Source organism: Antarctobacter jejuensis (assembly GCF_052266595.1).
GTDB classification, from domain to species: Bacteria; Pseudomonadota; Alphaproteobacteria; order Rhodobacterales; family Rhodobacteraceae; genus Antarctobacter; species Antarctobacter jejuensis.
The window spans coordinates 161,558-177,090 of record NZ_JBQQXJ010000004.1; the positions used below are offsets into that span (position 1 = coordinate 161,558).

The 15,533-nt window shown below is 63.8% G+C and carries 12 protein-coding genes; 2 read left to right on the top strand and 10 right to left on the bottom strand.

Annotated elements, in window-relative coordinates:
• Positions 1-65: 65 nt before the first annotated feature.
• A complete protein-coding gene (gene mtgA / locus ACTXGA_RS07640) occupies positions 66-788 on the bottom strand; it encodes a monofunctional biosynthetic peptidoglycan transglycosylase (protein ID WP_443392553.1) in 723 nt (240 codons plus the stop codon).
• Positions 789-922: 134 nt separating this feature from the next.
• Between mtgA and ACTXGA_RS07645 the strand changes: the two genes are divergently transcribed.
• Entirely contained in the window at positions 923-1,432 is a 510-nt protein-coding gene (locus tag ACTXGA_RS07645) for a hydrolase (protein ID WP_443392554.1), read from the top strand.
• A gap of 75 nt (positions 1,433-1,507) precedes the next feature.
• Here the strand turns inward: ACTXGA_RS07645 and gltB are convergent, their stop codons facing one another.
• The 3 genes from gltB to ACTXGA_RS07660 form a co-directional block, all read right to left on the bottom strand.
• Positions 1,508-6,043, bottom strand: coding sequence for a glutamate synthase large subunit (gene gltB / locus ACTXGA_RS07650; RefSeq protein WP_443392555.1), 4,536 nt, complete (start codon positions 6,041-6,043; stop codon positions 1,508-1,510).
• A gap of 171 nt (positions 6,044-6,214) precedes the next feature.
• Entirely contained in the window at positions 6,215-6,922 is a 708-nt protein-coding gene (locus ACTXGA_RS07655) for a hypothetical protein (protein ID WP_443392556.1), read from the bottom strand.
• A 151-nt stretch (positions 6,923-7,073) separates the two neighbouring features.
• Positions 7,074-8,510: an NAD(P)-dependent oxidoreductase gene (locus ACTXGA_RS07660; RefSeq protein WP_443392557.1), complete on the bottom strand. Its 1,437-nt coding sequence runs from the start codon at positions 8,508-8,510 to the stop codon at positions 7,074-7,076.
• A 223-nt stretch (positions 8,511-8,733) separates the two neighbouring features.
• Between ACTXGA_RS07660 and ACTXGA_RS07665 the strand changes: the two genes are divergently transcribed.
• Positions 8,734-9,537, top strand: a complete 804-nt coding sequence (locus ACTXGA_RS07665; protein ID WP_443392558.1) for an undecaprenyl-diphosphate phosphatase — start codon at positions 8,734-8,736, stop codon at positions 9,535-9,537.
• A 16-nt stretch (positions 9,538-9,553) separates the two neighbouring features.
• Here ACTXGA_RS07665 and rlmH read toward each other — a convergent pair whose 3' ends face one another.
• From rlmH to ACTXGA_RS07695, 6 genes are all read right to left on the bottom strand, one after another.
• Positions 9,554-10,024, bottom strand: coding sequence for a 23S rRNA (pseudouridine(1915)-N(3))-methyltransferase RlmH (rlmH, locus tag ACTXGA_RS07670; RefSeq protein ID WP_443392559.1), 471 nt, complete (start codon positions 10,022-10,024; stop codon positions 9,554-9,556).
• Between the two features lie 3 nt (positions 10,025-10,027).
• Entirely contained in the window at positions 10,028-10,381 is a 354-nt protein-coding gene (rsfS, locus tag ACTXGA_RS07675; RefSeq protein WP_443392560.1) for a ribosome silencing factor, read from the bottom strand.
• A 229-nt stretch (positions 10,382-10,610) separates the two neighbouring features.
• Complete coding sequence (locus ACTXGA_RS07680; RefSeq protein WP_443392561.1) at positions 10,611-12,947, bottom strand: aldehyde dehydrogenase family protein; 2,337 nt, start codon at positions 12,945-12,947, stop codon at positions 10,611-10,613.
• Positions 12,944-13,228, bottom strand: a complete 285-nt coding sequence (locus ACTXGA_RS07685; RefSeq protein ID WP_443392562.1) for a hypothetical protein — start codon at positions 13,226-13,228, stop codon at positions 12,944-12,946. The genes ACTXGA_RS07680 and ACTXGA_RS07685 overlap by 4 nt, the downstream gene beginning before the upstream one ends.
• Before the next feature lie 38 nt (positions 13,229-13,266).
• A complete protein-coding gene (deoC, locus tag ACTXGA_RS07690) occupies positions 13,267-14,259 on the bottom strand; it encodes a deoxyribose-phosphate aldolase (RefSeq protein ID WP_443392563.1) in 993 nt (330 codons plus the stop codon).
• A 52-nt stretch (positions 14,260-14,311) separates the two neighbouring features.
• Positions 14,312-15,406 carry a hypothetical protein gene (locus ACTXGA_RS07695; protein ID WP_443392564.1) on the bottom strand — a complete coding sequence of 365 codons (1,095 nt, stop codon included), beginning with the start codon at positions 15,404-15,406 and terminating at the stop codon, positions 14,312-14,314.
• Between the last annotated feature and the right edge of the window lie 127 nt (positions 15,407-15,533).

Below are 15,533 nucleotides of genomic sequence, written 5' to 3' on the forward strand. Positions count from 1 at the left end.
CCCGCGATCCGCGCAACACGGAAAAGCCGGGGCCACCTCCCCGGCTTTTTCCTGATCCGAAAGTCCTACTGGAAACAGGCTGCGCGCCCGTCGGTGTCGATCAGCGCCGCCCCGTCCATGATCGAGGCCGCCCGACGGTTCAGGGTGGCGCTGGGCTTGTTCGCCTCGCGGACCTTCGGGTTGGGCAGGACAGAGGCCAGCAGCGCCGCCTGCCGCGCGCTCAACCGGTCCGGGGCCACGCCGAAATAGTGGCGGGCGGCGGCATGGACGCCAAAGACGCCCTCGTCGAATTCGGCGACGTTAAGGTAGACCTCAAGGATGCGCCGCTTGGGCCAGATCGCCTCGACCAGCGGCGTCATCAGTGCCTCCAGCGCCTTGCGGGTATAGCTGCGCGCCTGCCAGAGGTAGACGTTCTTGACCACCTGCTGGCTGATGGTGCTGCCGCCGCGCCGGGCGCCTTGTTCGATGGCGGCGCGGATCGCGTCCATGTCAAAGCCCCAGTGGGTGCAGAAATTGGCATCCTCCGCCGCAACGACGGAGCGCAGCATCACCGGCGCGATGCGATCGGCATCCACCCATTGGCGTTCGACCTGTCCCAGCCGCCGCGCCTCGGTCCAGATGGTGTGGGTCGTGGGCGGGTCCACCACCCGGAACAGCACCACCGCGAAGAGAACCAGCATGACCGCCCCCAATGCAAATCGCAGCACCCACCGGCGCAGAAAGGCCAGCGGGCGGAACTGCCGCTTTTGCCGGGTCTTCTTCTTTCGGGGTTTTGCCTGTTTCGCCATGGCCGTTTTTCTACACCGCCTCTGACCGGAAACCCACGCGAAAACGGGCGGTCCGGACCGGCATTGACCCAAATCATGTCACCGCGCAGACGTCGATGCCACAGTTGCCCCGTATCATGGGAAGGAGGGCGACGATGGAGACCAATACCGTTCCGCACTATGACATGAGCGTGAATACCACCGGATGCTGCCCAAAGTTCAACCCCGAAGGATGGGACGCGCAGGAATTGCACTTTCGCGACAAGCTGTTCCTGCGGGCCGATACCATGTCGGTCATGCATGTTCCGCTAAATATGGGCCGGGTATTCACCCGCGTTCAGACCCACATGGAAGAGGCGGGCGCGCAAGACCCTGATGACCTCATCGTGCTGAGCCGCGATACCTCTCCATGGCACGGCCAGCACCTGTTCTCGGCCAGCAAACCCGTCGAAAACGAGGCGATGACCACGCTGTCCGGCGATTTCATCACCAAGGTGTTCGAAGGCCCCTACCGGAAGGCGCGCAACTGGTACAGCCGGATGCAGGAACTGGTGCGCGAGAAGGGACGGGAGCCGGGCGAGATCTGGTTCTTTTACACGACCTGTCCGAAATGCGCGAAAGCCTACGGTAAGAACTACGTCGTTGGCGTCGCCGAGATGACCTGACGCGCGGGGCGGCCCGCAATAACGCAAAAGGCCCGGTCGTGAAACCGGGCCTTTCCTTGGTCTGTCGCGCGAGGTCTACTCTGCCGGAACGGCCAGATCGCCCTCGATGCCCAGCGGATGCGGGATCTTGTCCAGCATCTCGATCGGGCAGACCTGCAGGAAGTTGCCCCTCTCCAGATCCCAGTTCTGCAGGATATCCAGTGCCTTGCGGCTGCCGGTTTCCTCGGCGTGGCGTTCGATCAGGCCTTTCAGTTGGTCTTCCCAGGCAGTCACCGTCACCGGGCAGATCACGAGGCTTTCCATGTTCATCATGTCCGGGGCGGCGCCTTCGGGATCATAGATGTAGGCCATGCCGCCGGTCATCCCGGCACCAAAGTTCGCGCCGATGCTGCCAAGGATCACCGCGATGCCGCCGGTCATGTATTCACACCCGTTGGAGCCGCAGCCCTCGACCACCACGGATGCGCCGGAGTTGCGCACCGCGAACCGTTCACCGGCGCGGCCGGCGGCGAACAGGTAGCCGTCCGTGGCCCCGTACAGCACCGTGTTGCCGATGATGGTGTTCTCGGCCGCGATCAGCGGCGAGACCAGCGGCGGACGCACGACGATCAGCCCGCCCGACAGGCCCTTGCCGACATAGTCGTTGGCATCGCCGGACACCTCCAGTTTCAGCCCCGGCGCCGCGAAGGCCCCCAGCGACTGCCCGGCAGAGCCGGTCAGCTTGACGTGGAGGTGGTTGTGCTGCAGCGCGTTGCGCATGCCGAACTTGCTGACGATATGGCTGCTGACGCGAGTGCCCACGGTGCGGTGCGTGTTCATCACGGCATAGGACAGCTGCATCTTTTCGCCATCCTGCAGGAAGCGCGCCGCATCGCGGACGATTTCTGCATCCAGCGTGTCGCGCACCGGGTTCCGCGGCTTGTCGCGGTTATAGACGATATCGTCAGAGCCATCGACGCGGATCAGCAGCGGGTTGAGGTCCAGATCGTCCAGATGCTCTGCCCCGCGGCTGACCTGATGCAAGAGGTCCGCGCGACCGATCACATCGTCAAGGCTGCGCGCCCCGATGGATGCGAGGATCTCGCGCACTTCCTGTGCGTAGAAGGTGATCAGGTTCACCACCTTGTCGGCATTGCCCGTGAACTTGGCGCGCAGGGATTCGTCCTGCGTGCAGACGCCCACCGGGCAGGTGTTCGACTGGCACTGGCGGACCATGATGCAGCCCATGGCGATCAGTGCTGCGGTGCCGATGCCGTATTCCTCGGCCCCCAGCATCGCGGCCATGACGATATCGCGTCCGGTGCGCAGACCGCCGTCCGTGCGCAGCGTGATCCGGTCGCGCAGGTTGTTCATCGCCAGCACCTGATGCGCCTCGGTCAGGCCCATTTCCCACGGCAGACCCGCGTATTTGATCGAGGTCGCGGGAGAGGCGCCGGTGCCGCCGTTGTGGCCCGAGATCAGGATCACGTCGGCCTCGGCCTTGGCCACACCGGCCGCGATAGTGCCGACGCCGGAGGAGGCCACCAGCTTGACCGTCACCTTGCAGCGCGGGTTGATCTGCTTGAGGTCGTAGATCAGCTGCGCCAGGTCCTCGATCGAGTAGATGTCGTGGTGCGGCGGGGGAGAGATCAGCGTCACGCCCTTGGTCGAGTGCCGCAGGCGGGCAATCAGGTCGGTGACCTTCATGCCGGGCAACTGACCACCTTCGCCGGGCTTGGCGCCCTGCGCGACCTTGATCTCAAGCTCTTCGCAATGGTTCAGGTATTCGGCGGTGACGCCGAAACGGCCTGAGGCCACCTGCTTGATCTTGGCCGAGGGGTTGTCGCCATTGGGTTCGGGCACGAAATGCGCCGGATCCTCACCGCCCTCACCGCTGTCGGATTTCGCACCGATGCGGTTCATGGCGACGTTCAGCGTCTTGTGCGCCTCAGGGCTGAGCGCGCCCAACGACATGCCCGGGGTCACGAAGCGCTTGCGGATCGAGGTGATGCTTTCCACCTCTTCGATCGCAATCGGTCCGCCCAGCGGCTTGATCGCCAGCAGGTCGCGCAGGTGGATCGGCGGGTTGGACTGCATCGCCTTGGAATACTGCTTCCACATCTCGTAAGAGGCGCGGTCACAGGCGGCCTGCAAGAGGTGCATGTTCTGTGCGCCCCATGCGTGCGTCTCACCGGATTTGCGCGCCTTGTAGAAACCGCCGATGGGCAGCACGTCGCGGCCCGACTTGAAGCCCAGCGCATGGACCTCTTCGGCCTTTTTCTGGATGCCGCTGACCCCGATGCCCGAGATCCGGGAAATCATGCCGGGGAAGTATTCGGCGCACATCGCACGGCTCAGGCCCACGGCCTCGAAGTTGAGACCGCCGCGATAGGAGGAGATGACCGAGATGCCCATCTTGGACATGATCTTGAGCAGGCCCTGATCGATGGCTTCGCGGTATTTCGCGGTGGCCTCTGTCAGGGTCATGTCCAGCAGGCCGCGCTTGATACGGTCGGCAAGGCTGTCCTCTGCCAGATAGGCGTTCACCACGGTTGCGCCCGCGCTGATCAGAACCGCAAAGTAATGCGGGTCGATGCATTCCGCCGACCGCACGCTGAGCGAGCAGAAGGTCCGCAGACCCTGCCGCGTCAGGTGGCTGTGCACCGCGCTGGTGGCAAGGATCATCGGCATCGCCACCCGGTCCGGACCGCAGTTTTCATCGGTCAGGATCAGGTGCCCGGCGCCCGAGCGCACGGCATCCTCAGCCTCGGCCCGGATACGGGCGAGACCCTCGCGCAGCGCGTTTGGACCGCTGGCAAAGGTACAGTCGATCTCTGTGCAGGGGGCGTTGAAGTGAGTTTTCAGCTCTTCGAACTGTGCGTTGCCGACAAAGGGCGTGTCCAGAACAAGGATCTCTGTCTGGCTGCTGTCCTCGTCCAGCACGTTCTTAAGGTTTCCGAAGCGCGTCTTCAGGCTCATCACCCGGAATTCACGCAGGCTGTCGATCGGCGGGTTGGTCACCTGGCTGAAGTTCTGGCGGAAGTAGTGGCTCAGCGGCCGGTACTTCTTGGACAGAACGGCAGAGGGCGTATCGTCGCCCATGGAGGCGATCATTTCCTTGCCGTCCTCCGCCATCGGGGCCAGCACCTGTTCCAGTTCCTCGATGGTGAACCCGGCCGCGATCTGGCGCTGGCGCAGTTCCGCGCCTTCGAACAGGGCCTTTTCTGTCACGGAGGCCAGCGGTTCGTCCAGTTCTGTGATCTTGCCGACCCAGTCGCCAAAGGGCTGCGCCGCCGCCAGACGGTTCTTGATCTGGGTGTCGTTGTAGAGTTTGCCCTCTTTCATATCGACGGCGATCATCTGGCCCGGGCCCAGCGCGCCCTTTTCGCGTGCCGTCGCCTCATCGGTCGGCACCATGCCGATTTCCGAGCCCGCGATCAGCAGGCCGTCGCCGGTCACCACATAGCGCATCGGGCGCAGGCCGTTGCGGTCCAGCCCGCCACAAACCCAGCGGCCATCGGTCATGGCCAGCGCTGCGGGGCCGTCCCAGGGTTCCATCACGGAGTTGCAGTAGGAATACATGTCGCGCCAAGACTGCGGCAGTTCCACCGCCTGCTTGGACCAGGATTCCGGCACCAGCATCGTCTTGGCCATCGGCGCGTTGCGCCCGGCGCGGACCAGCACCTCGAACACGGAATCGAGCGCCGCCGAATCCGACGACCCGTTGGGCACGATCGGCTTGATGTCATCGGCCATGTCGCCGAAGGCACCGTGCGCCATCCGGATTTCATGGCTTTTCATCCAGTTGACGTTGCCCTTGAGGGTGTTGATCTCACCGTTGTGGGCCAACATGCGGAAGGGCTGCGCCAGCCACCACTGCGGAAAAGTGTTGGTCGAATAGCGCTGGTGGTAGATCGCGAATGCGCTTTCGAACCGCTCATCCTGCAGGTCGGGGTAGAACTCTGCGACCTGTTCGGCCAGCATCATGCCCTTGTAGATGATCGACCGGCAGGACAGCGAGGCCAGGTACAGCTGCGTGATGCCCGCTGCGGCGGCGGCCTTTTCGATACGGCGGCGGATCACGTAAAGCTCACGCTCAAAGGTTTCCTCATCCACACCCTTGGCGTTGGAAATCAGGATCTGTTCGATCTCCGGGCGGGTTGCGTTGGCCTTTTCGCCGAGGCATTCGACCTTCACCGGGACGTGGCGCCAGCCGTAAATGTAATGGCCCATGCGCAGCACTTCGGTTTCGACGATGGTCCGGCAGGCCTCTTGTGCGCCAAAATTTGTGCGCGGCAGGAAGACCTGACCGACGGCCATCAATTCGTCACGGCGCGGCGTGTGGCCGGTGCGTTCGACCTGATCGTAGAAGAAGGGGGCAGGGATCTGCACATGGATGCCCGCGCCATCGCCGGTCTTGCCGTCCGCATCCACGGCGCCTCGGTGCCAGACCGCCTTCAGCGCGGTGATGCCCGCCTCGACCACCTTGCGCGTGGGCTTGCCGTCGAGGTTGACCACGAGGCCGACGCCGCAAGACGCGTGCTCTTCGCTTTCGTGGTACATGCCGTTTTCGGACATCCACTTACGCTTGGCTTCCTCGCGGGTGACCCAGTCTGCGTCAAATTTGGTCATGGCATTTGCCCTCCGTGTCATGGACCGCCTGTCGCGGTCCGGCTTGTTCCGTCATGGCCCGCGAAACGCCTTGGTTTCTTTGGGCCGAAAATACCTCGGGGAGCGCGAGGGGCTGGCCCCTCCCTCTCGGTGTTCGTTGCGGCGCTTATGCGCCTTCGGGCGGTGTCACGCTCATGCCTTGTCCTCCGCATGGGGCAGGGCGCTTATCAGCTCGCAGCCATAGCGCGGATAGGTCGCGCCAAAACCCGGCTCACCGGGGTAGATGAAGTCCACCGGGCTGCGGTCGCGGCCGTTGACCTCTTTGCCGTCCACCACATCCGCCGCGTATCCGGCGAAAAAGCGTTTGTGCACGCCCGAGACATATTCCTGCCCGGTCACATGTTCGAACACGCGCCCGTTTGCATCCCGGCGGGTCATTTCGAACTCCGTCCGGTAGAGCGGTTCGCCGTCGATGACCACTTCGCCCAGGATCTTGTCAAAGCCGGTGACGCGGGTGCGTCCCTCGGATTCCGAGAACTGGTAGAAATCGAAGGTGTCGACGCCGTTGGCGATCAACTCGTCCACGCTGCCGGGGTCCGGGATCGGGTCCACGGTGCGGGTTTCCTGCGGGTCTTCGGGCGGACCGCTTGTCACCCATTGCGCGTCGGCGTCGATGTGGCTGGTGAAATAGGGGCCTGCCTCACCGAAATCGGTGCGGAACTTGTGATCCGGGTCGATCTGCGGGCAGACGAAATGGTTGGTCACAGAGCAGGCCTGCGACTGCACCGTCAGATAGATCTGGCATCCCTCGGGCGGGGTGAACAGGCCGGGGGACTGCGCCGCGACGGGCGCGGCACAGATCAGCGACGTCAGGGCAAACAGCCCGGCGCGCATCGGCATGACAGCTTTTCCTTCCATCAACCCTTCATTCCCCTGAGTCCCCCATGCCAACCTTGCCACGCTGCGCGCCGCGAATGGTCAACAAGAGGGTGTCACCTTGTGCGACTGGCCGGATTTGGGCCGGCAGGCGCACGATTTGAACAAGACCGCATTACTCTGCTGCGACGGCCGCCTTGCCATTAAGGTCCGCCATCAGCGCCTCGACGCAATCGCGCCCGTCGCGGATCGCCCAGACCACAAGGCTTGCGCCGCGCACGATGTCGCCGATGGCATAGACGCCCGGCAGGTTGGTGCGGCCGGAGGTGAATTCCGCCTTGATGGTGCCCCAGCGGGTGACTTCCAGTTCCGGGCAGCCCCAGAGCGTCGGCAGGGCTTCGGGCTCGAATCCCAGCGCCTTGATCACAAGATCGGCGGGTTCGTCGTAGTCCGACCCTTCGATGACTTCGGGGCTCTGGCGGCCGGATGCGTCCGGTGCGCCAAGACGCATCTTTTCGACGATCACTGCGTTGACCGGTTCGCCCTTGAAGCCTTTGGGCGCGGTCAGCCATTCGAAGATCACGCCTTCTTCCTCGGCGTTCTGGGTTTCCCGCTGGGATCCCGGCATGTTGGCGCGGTCGCGGCGATAGAGGCATTTGACGCTGGTGGCCCCCTGCCGAACGGCGGTGCGCACGCAGTCCATTGCGGTATCGCCACCGCCGATCACGACAACCTTCTTGTCCTTGGCATTCAACTCGCCGCTTTCAAACTCGGCGACGGTGTCGCCAAAGTTGGACACGCGGTTGGAGGCGGTCAGATAGTCGATGGCCTTGACGATGCCCGTGGCGCCCGACCCGGCGCCGCCCAGATCACGCGACTTGTAGACGCCGGTTGCGATGATCACCGCGTCATGCTGGGCGCGGATCTCTTCGAAAGAAATGTCGCCGCCCACGTTGCAATTCATGACAAAGCGCACGCCGCCCTGTTCAAGCTGCTCGTTGCGCCGCATGACGATGTCTTTTTCCAGCTTGAAGCCGGGGATGCCGTAGGTCAGCAGCCCGCCGGAGCGGTCATGGCGGTCATAGACCGTGACCTGCACACCGGCGCGGCGCAGCATGTCTGCCGCCGCCAGTCCGCCGGGGCCCGCACCGATGATGCCGACGCTTTCCTTGCGCTCTTGCACCGGTTTGATCGGCTGCACCCAGCCCTTTTCCCACGCGGTATCGGTGATGTATTTCTCCACCGATCCGATGGTCACGGTGCCGTGGCCCGACTGTTCGATTACGCAGTTGCCTTCGCACAGCCGGTCCTGCGGGCAGATGCGGCCGCAGATCTCGGGGAAGGTATTGGTGGCCTGGCTGATCTCATAGGCCTCCTGCAGCCGGCCCGTCGCCGTCAGGCGCAGCCAGTCGGGGATATTGTTGTGCAGCGGGCAATGCGATTGGCAGTAGGGAACGCCACATTGGCTGCAGCGCGCTGACTGCTCCTTGGCCTTCGCGTCTGCATATTCAGCATAAATTTCGTCGAAGTCCGTCTTACGCTGCTCCGCACCACGTTTCTGTGGCATTTCGCGTTCCACGGTGACAAACTTCAGCATCGGCTGTTTGGCCATTCCACAACCTTTCGCGGGTAAATCTCAGCTCGACGCTTCATTACAGAAGTGCTGGGGGGATTAAAAGTCAGAAACACTGACCTACTTTTCGATTTTCCGCTGCGAAAGCTGCTGATTGAGCACAAAAATCTGAAAACAAGGTCCGATATGGGCCTAAATTGCCGCTTTCGTCGGAGAAACAAGGGGTTATACCGGGGGACGAGTTCCCAAACGGTGCCACGACATGCCCCTGACCCAGCTTCTGATTCTGGCCTTAATCCAAGGCGTTACCGAGTTTCTTCCGATTTCCTCCTCGGGGCACCTGATTCTCCTGCCGAATCTGACCGGGATGGAAGACCAGGGACAGGTGATCGACGTGGCCGTGCATGTGGGCACGCTCTTGGCCGTCGTGCTCTACTTCTGGTCGGACGTGCGGGGGGCTGCCATCGGCACCATGCGGCTTGCCACCGGGCGCATGGACACCCCGGGCGCCAAGCTTGCCTTTCTGCTGCTGATGGCCACGATCCCGGTGATTGTCTTCGGGCTGCTGCTGAAAGTCACCGGTCTGGACGATGCCATGCGGTCGATTGCGGTGATCGGCTGGACCATGCTGATCTTCGGTCTTGTCCTGTACTGGGCGGACATGAAGGGCGCGCAGACCAAGGATGAAGGCGACTGGTCCCTGCAGGACGCGATGATCATGGGGCTGTGGCAGGCGATTGCGCTGATTCCCGGCACCTCGCGGTCAGGCATCACCATCACGGCGGCGCGGCATCTGGGGTACAACCGGCACGACGGGGCCAAGCTGGCGATGCTGATGTCGATCCCGACGATCCTTGCCTCGGGGACGCTGTTGGGGTTGGAGGTTGCCACCACCGCCGATGCCGCTGCCGCCCGTGACGGGGCCATCGCTGCCGGTTTTGCCTTTATCTCGGCCTTGGGGGCGCTGTGGTTGATGATGCGGCTGCTGCGCTCTGTCAGCTTTACGCCTTATGTGATCTACCGCGTCGTCCTTGGCGTTGTCCTGCTCTGGATCGCCTATAGCTGACCTTTGCGCGGTGCGCTTACACCCTGTGGTAGGGCGCGCCCGCAAGGATAGAGGCGGCGCGGTACAGTTGTTCGGACAGCATCACCCGGACCATCATATGCGGCCAGACCATTGGCCCGAAGGACAGGCTGGCCTGCGCTTCGGCGCGCAACGTGGGGTTGATGCCGTCCGCCCCGCCGATCACAAAGGCCAGATCCTGCGTACCAGTATCACGCCAGTTCGCCAGCTTGTCGGCGAATTCGGGTGAGCTCCACATCTGGCCGCGTTCATCCAGCGTGCACAGCCGCGCGCCAGAGGGCAGGGCGCGCCGCAGCAGAGCGGCCTCGGCGGGCATGCCGCCGCCCTTGCGGTCTTCGACCTCGATCACCTGCGCCGGGCCAAGGCCGTGCGCCCGGCCCGTCCGGTCGAAACGTGTGAGATAATCGTCAATCAGCGTCTTTTCCGGCCCCTTGCGGAGCCGGCCAACAACGCAGAGATGTACGCGCACGGATCAGGCCTGTGCGGCCGCGACCGGAGCCCACATCTTTTCAAGCTGGTAGAATTCGCGCACTTCGGGGCGGAAGACGTGAACGACAATGTCGCCCGCATCGATCAGCACCCAGTCGCCGGTCTCTTTGCCTTCCAGCGTCGAGAGAACGCCGAAATCCTGTTTGAGTCCGTCTGCCAGCTTTTCCGACAGGGCCGCGACCTGCCGCGACGACCGGCCAGACGCAATGACCATGTAATCGCAAACAGCCGTCTTGCCGCGCAGATCGATCTGCACAACGTCTTCGGCCTTGTTGTCGGAGAGAATTTCGAGCACCGCCGCGAGAAGCGTCTCTGCGTTCGGTTCGCTCTGAGTCATGGCCGCAAAACCCCGGCCTTGATCTGCGGCTTGCGCCACGATTGTCGTCGATGACAGGACACAGTCCTCCTTTTCACAATGCGCCAAAGGCAGCCCTGGCGCGCGGGCGTACCTAAAAGATAGCATTCGGAATGTAAATTCTCAATGTCAGTGCATCGAAACTGAACGTCCGGCCGCATAGCTGCCTGATTCCACGCCATTTTGGGTGGTGTCCGAAGGGCGTAACCCCTCAGGCACCGTAGGGTACCCAGACCGTTTTGACCTCTGTCGCCTGTTCCAGAAAGGCCCGGCCTTCGCCTTCGGCGCCCATCCAGTCACGCGCGGCACCATCGTTGACCCATGTCCGTTTCAGGTTTCCGGCAGCGGCCTTTTCGATCTCTGCGGCCAGATCGGTCGACGAGAAGGACCAGACCGCCTCGACGTCCAGATGCGCGGCCAGCGTGGGGGCCAGTTCTGCGTGGCTGCCGGTCAGGATATTGACGACGCCGCCTGGTACGTCAGAGGTTTCCAGCACCTGATAGAAGTCGAGCGCGGCCAGCGGGAACGGCTCTGACGCGACCAGCACCGCGCGGTTGCCCATCGCGATCACCGGGGCCATGACAGAGACAAGGCCCAGCAGGGGCGCGTCATCCGGGCAGAGCGCGCCGATCACGCCGCAGGGTTCGTTCATGGCCAGCGCCACGCCCCGCATGGGAACGGAGCGTACACCGCCGTCGAACTTGTCCGCCCACGCAGCGTAGGTGAACAGCCGGTTCACCGCGGCGTCGACCTCTGCCGCGCCCGTTTTCTTGCCGGTCAGACTTTCGATCAGCGTGGCGAACTCCGACGCGCGGGCCGACAGGTTTTCACCGATGTAATACAGCACCTGCGCGCGGTTGTGTGCCGTGGCCTTGGCCCAGCCGCCCGCGGCGCGCGCGGCCTCGACCGCGTTGCGGATGTCCTTGCGGTTGGCGATGGGGGCCTGCCCGATCAACAGGCCCTTGGCGTCATAGACATTACGGGCATAGCCGCCATCCGGGCGCGCCTGCTTGCCGCCGATATACAGCTTGGCGGTGCGGTCCACGTCCTGCGGTTCGGCGGTTTCACCGGGAAAGGGTTCGATGGGATCGAGCTCCTGTACCTCGCCCTTGGCGCGGGTGTAGGAGCGCAGACCTTCCCAGCCCCCCTCGCGGCCAAAGCCGCTTTCGCGCACGCCACCGAACCCGGCAGCGGCGTCGAACATGTTGGTGCCGTTGACCCAGACGACACCGGCCACCAGTTGCGGCGCGATATCCAGTGCGGTGTTGATGTTTTCCGACCAGACACTGGCGGCCAGCCCGTAGCGGGTGTTGTTGGCCAGTGCCACCGCCTCTGACGGGGTGCGGAAGGTGGTCGAGACCAGAACCGGGCCAAAGATCTCTTCCTGCATCAAGGGCGAGGCGGGTGACAGGCCGGCGATCAGGGTCGGCGGGTAATAGCAGCCTTCGGGCACGGGGCAGTTTGCGCGATAGACCGTCCCGTCGGAGGAGGACACCAGCGCCTCGATCCGGCGCAATTGTTCGGGGTCCACGATGGCGCCCACGTCGATGCATTTGTCCAGCGGGTTGCCGGTGCGCAGCTTGTCCATGCGCGCGGTCAGACGATCATGAAAGACCTCGGCGATGCCTTCCTGCACCAAGAGGCGGCTGCCGGCGCAGCAGACCTGACCCTGATTGAACCAGATCGCATCCACCAACCCCTCGACCGCGCTGTCGATATCGGCGTCCTCGAAGACGACGTAAGGCGACTTGCCGCCCAGCTCCAGCGTCAGCGCGATGCCGCGCCCCGCCGTGGCGGCGCGGATCTTGCGCCCCACCTCTGTCGAGCCGGTAAAGGCGATTTTGTCCACATCGGCGGAGGTGATCATCTCGCCGACGGCACCATCGCCGGTGATGATGTTGAAGACACCCTTTGGCAGTCCGGCCTGACGGCAGATGTCGGCAAACAGAAGCGCGGTCAAAGAGGTCCATTCGGCCGGTTTCAGGACAACCGTGTTGCCCATCGCCAAGGCGGGCGCGACCTTCCATGCCAGCATCAGCAGGGGAAAGTTCCACGGGATGATCTGGCCGCAGACGCCCAGCGCCTGCCGGTCGGGCAGTTCGCTGTCCATCAGTTGCGCCATCCCGGCGTGATAGTAGAAATGCCGCTGCGCCAGCGGAATGTCGATGTCGCGGCTTTCCCGGATCGGCTTGCCGTTGTCGAGCGTCTCCAGCACTGCGAACAGGCGCGCGTGTTTCTGCAAGAGGCGCGCAAGGGCATAGAGGTAACGGGCACGGCCCGGTCCTCCCAGCGCCTCCCATGCGGGCTGTGCGGCGCGGGCGGCGGCCACGGCGGCATCCACATCCGCCTGCGTCGCTTGCGTCAGCGTGGCCAGAACCTCGCCGGTTGCCGGGTTGCGGCTGTTAAAGCCCTCGCCGGGATCGGTGAAGGTGCCGCCGATGAAATGCCCGAAGCGCGAGCCCTGATCGACAATCCATGCCAGCGCATCCCCGGCGCTTTCGGGGGCGGGGCCATAGTCCATCGTTTCGAAGATCTCTTTTACGGTCATCCTGTCGCTCCCAAAGCCAGGTAGGCCACGTATCCCATCCAGAGGATGGCAACGCCCCAGATCGTTTTCTCTATGCGTTCGGTCCGCCGGTGCAGAACGGCGAAGGGTTCCAGTTCTTTCGGCGGCGCCTCGGGCGGTAGAAAGTCCGGGGCTTCGCCCAACTGGCGCTGCATCATGGTCGGCAGGTCACGAACGGCGCGCCTGATCCGGCGGTGCCGCCAGTTGCGCGCGCCCATGATCAAAAGGGCGGCAACCATGACCAGTGAGAATTCAGGCCCCATCGCGCGGCCTCAAGTGTTGTTGCCCAGACATTTGCGGATCAGGACATCGCATGGCGCCACGACGCCGAATAGGCCCCGGTCACATGGTGTTCCAGCTGCCGTTCGATATCACCCAAGAGCGAGGAGGCGCCAAAGCGGAACAGGTCGGGGCGCAGCCAGCGGTCGCCCAACTCCTCTTTCAGCAGCGCCAGATAGGTCACCGCATCCTTGGCCTTGGAAATCCCGCCCGCCGGTTTGTAACCGACGCGATAGCCGGTGCGCTGATGGTATTCCCGGATGGCACGCATCATCACAAGGCTGACGGGCAGGGTGGCGTTGACGCTTTCCTTGCCGGTCGAGGTCTTGATGAAATCCGCCCCGGCCATCATGCAGACAAGGCTGGCGCGGGCGACGTTCTGCAATGTCCCCAGCTCTCCGGTGGCAAGGATCGCCTTCACATGCGCTTCGCCGCAGGCGGCGCGGAAGGTGCGCATCTCATCGTACAGCCCCTGCCAGTCGCCGCGCAGCACAAGACGGCGCGATATGACGATGTCGATCTCATGGGCACCCGCGCGCACGCTTTCCTCGATCTCTGCCACGCGCAGGGGGAAGGGGGACAGCCCCGCCGGAAAACCGGTAGAGACGGCGGCGACCGGGATGCCCGAGCCGTGCAGGGCGGCGACGGCGGGGCCGATCATGTCGTGGTAGACACAGACCGCACCAACGGTCAGCCCCTCAAGTCCCAGCGCCTGCAACAGGTCGGCGCGCACCGGCTGCCGCGCCTTGGCGCACAGACGTGCCACGCGCCCGGGTGTGTCGTCCCCTGCCAGTGTCGTCAGGTCGATGCAGGAAATGGCGCGTGCCAGCCATGCCGCCTGATAGTCCTTCTTGACGGACCGGCGTCCCGGCAAGGTCCCGGCGCGCCGCTCGATCGCCGAGCGGTTGGCGCGGGCGGCCCGGACCCAGTCCATGTCCAGTTCCATGCCGGGATTGCGCGTTTCCTGCACTTGCGGCAGTTGCGCGGTTCTGATGCGTGCGTCGGTGGTGCTCACCGGCTCCTCCCTGACTTTGTTGGTCTCAGCCTGCCCCCGCGCGCGCGCCAATTCAAGCGGAACGCTGAGGCAGGTTGGCGGCGGCCAGCGCCGCCTGCAATTCGGGGTCCGGGACGGTGCCCCCGTCGCGAACATGGGTGCGTTTCAAAGATTTCCAACCGTCGGTGATGTTCCGGAAGTGGTAGAACCACGCGTCATCCGCGTGAAAGCGTTTGGCAAAAGGCAGGCGCTCCATCTCATGCGCGCGCCATTGGAAACCCTTCAGCGGCCCCGAAGGCACGACGCACCATTTCGGCGGGCAGGTCTTGGCCGGATCGTCCCGATGACTGTGCCGCGCGTGCGAGGGTCGACCTTCGTCCTCTGGCGCGGGGTGTACCCAGCGGCCCGGGAAGCTGACAAAACCAAAGCGGCTGTCATGGGCAAGGTCAAAGACCGAGCGCCCCGGCGTCATCACCAATTCGTCCACGTCGCAGTTCAGCACGGCACGCGCCCCTTGCAGGAACCGGAATTGCAGCGCGTTGAGCACGCCGGTCTGCAGGAACAATTCGGCATTGACGAAAGGTGGTAACCCGCGCGGGCCGTAACGCAGGGGTGTCTGGAGAATGACGATCTTTTTGAAACCGGCGCGTTCAAGTGCAGGGCGGATCTGATCCGGACCATAGGTGTCAGAGCCATTGTCGACGAACAGCACGGCGTTTGCGCCGTGTTGCGCGATGTGAAATCGGCCCCAGTCCTCTATCCAGTCCGGGTGGTTGTCCTTGGACAGGGTCATCAGGACATTTTGCCCGTCCAAAGTGTGATCGGGGCCGTTCACCTGCGTTTCGCCTTGCCAGTCACCGATCCGGGTGCCGACAGTTTGCGGCTGCTGCGCCGCAGGCAGCCGGATCAGGGTGTGGCGGTAGTATCGTTTGACCTTCGGCCTCACGGCAACGCCGTCCAGGGAGAATTGCGCCCGCGTCACCGTGCGATCAAGGTTGTTCAGGCGGGGACAGATCAGGATGACCGCCCCGTCATGCCAGACCGCGTCCAGCCACAACGTGTCGCCATCGAACCTGTCCAGATACCCCTCTGTACGTTTCGCGGGCCGCACCCGCGGGGTGCGGGTCAGGCCGCTTCCGGTCAGGCTGAGGGTGGCGAAATCGCTCATGGATGGTCCTGCGCTTTGGGCGACAGGGCTAACGCAGCGGTGCGATGGGGTAAAGCGGGCTATGACGTGACGTTGACCGTGACAGCGTCAAAGCGATCATGTGATGTGGTCGGCGATTTGGGAGGAC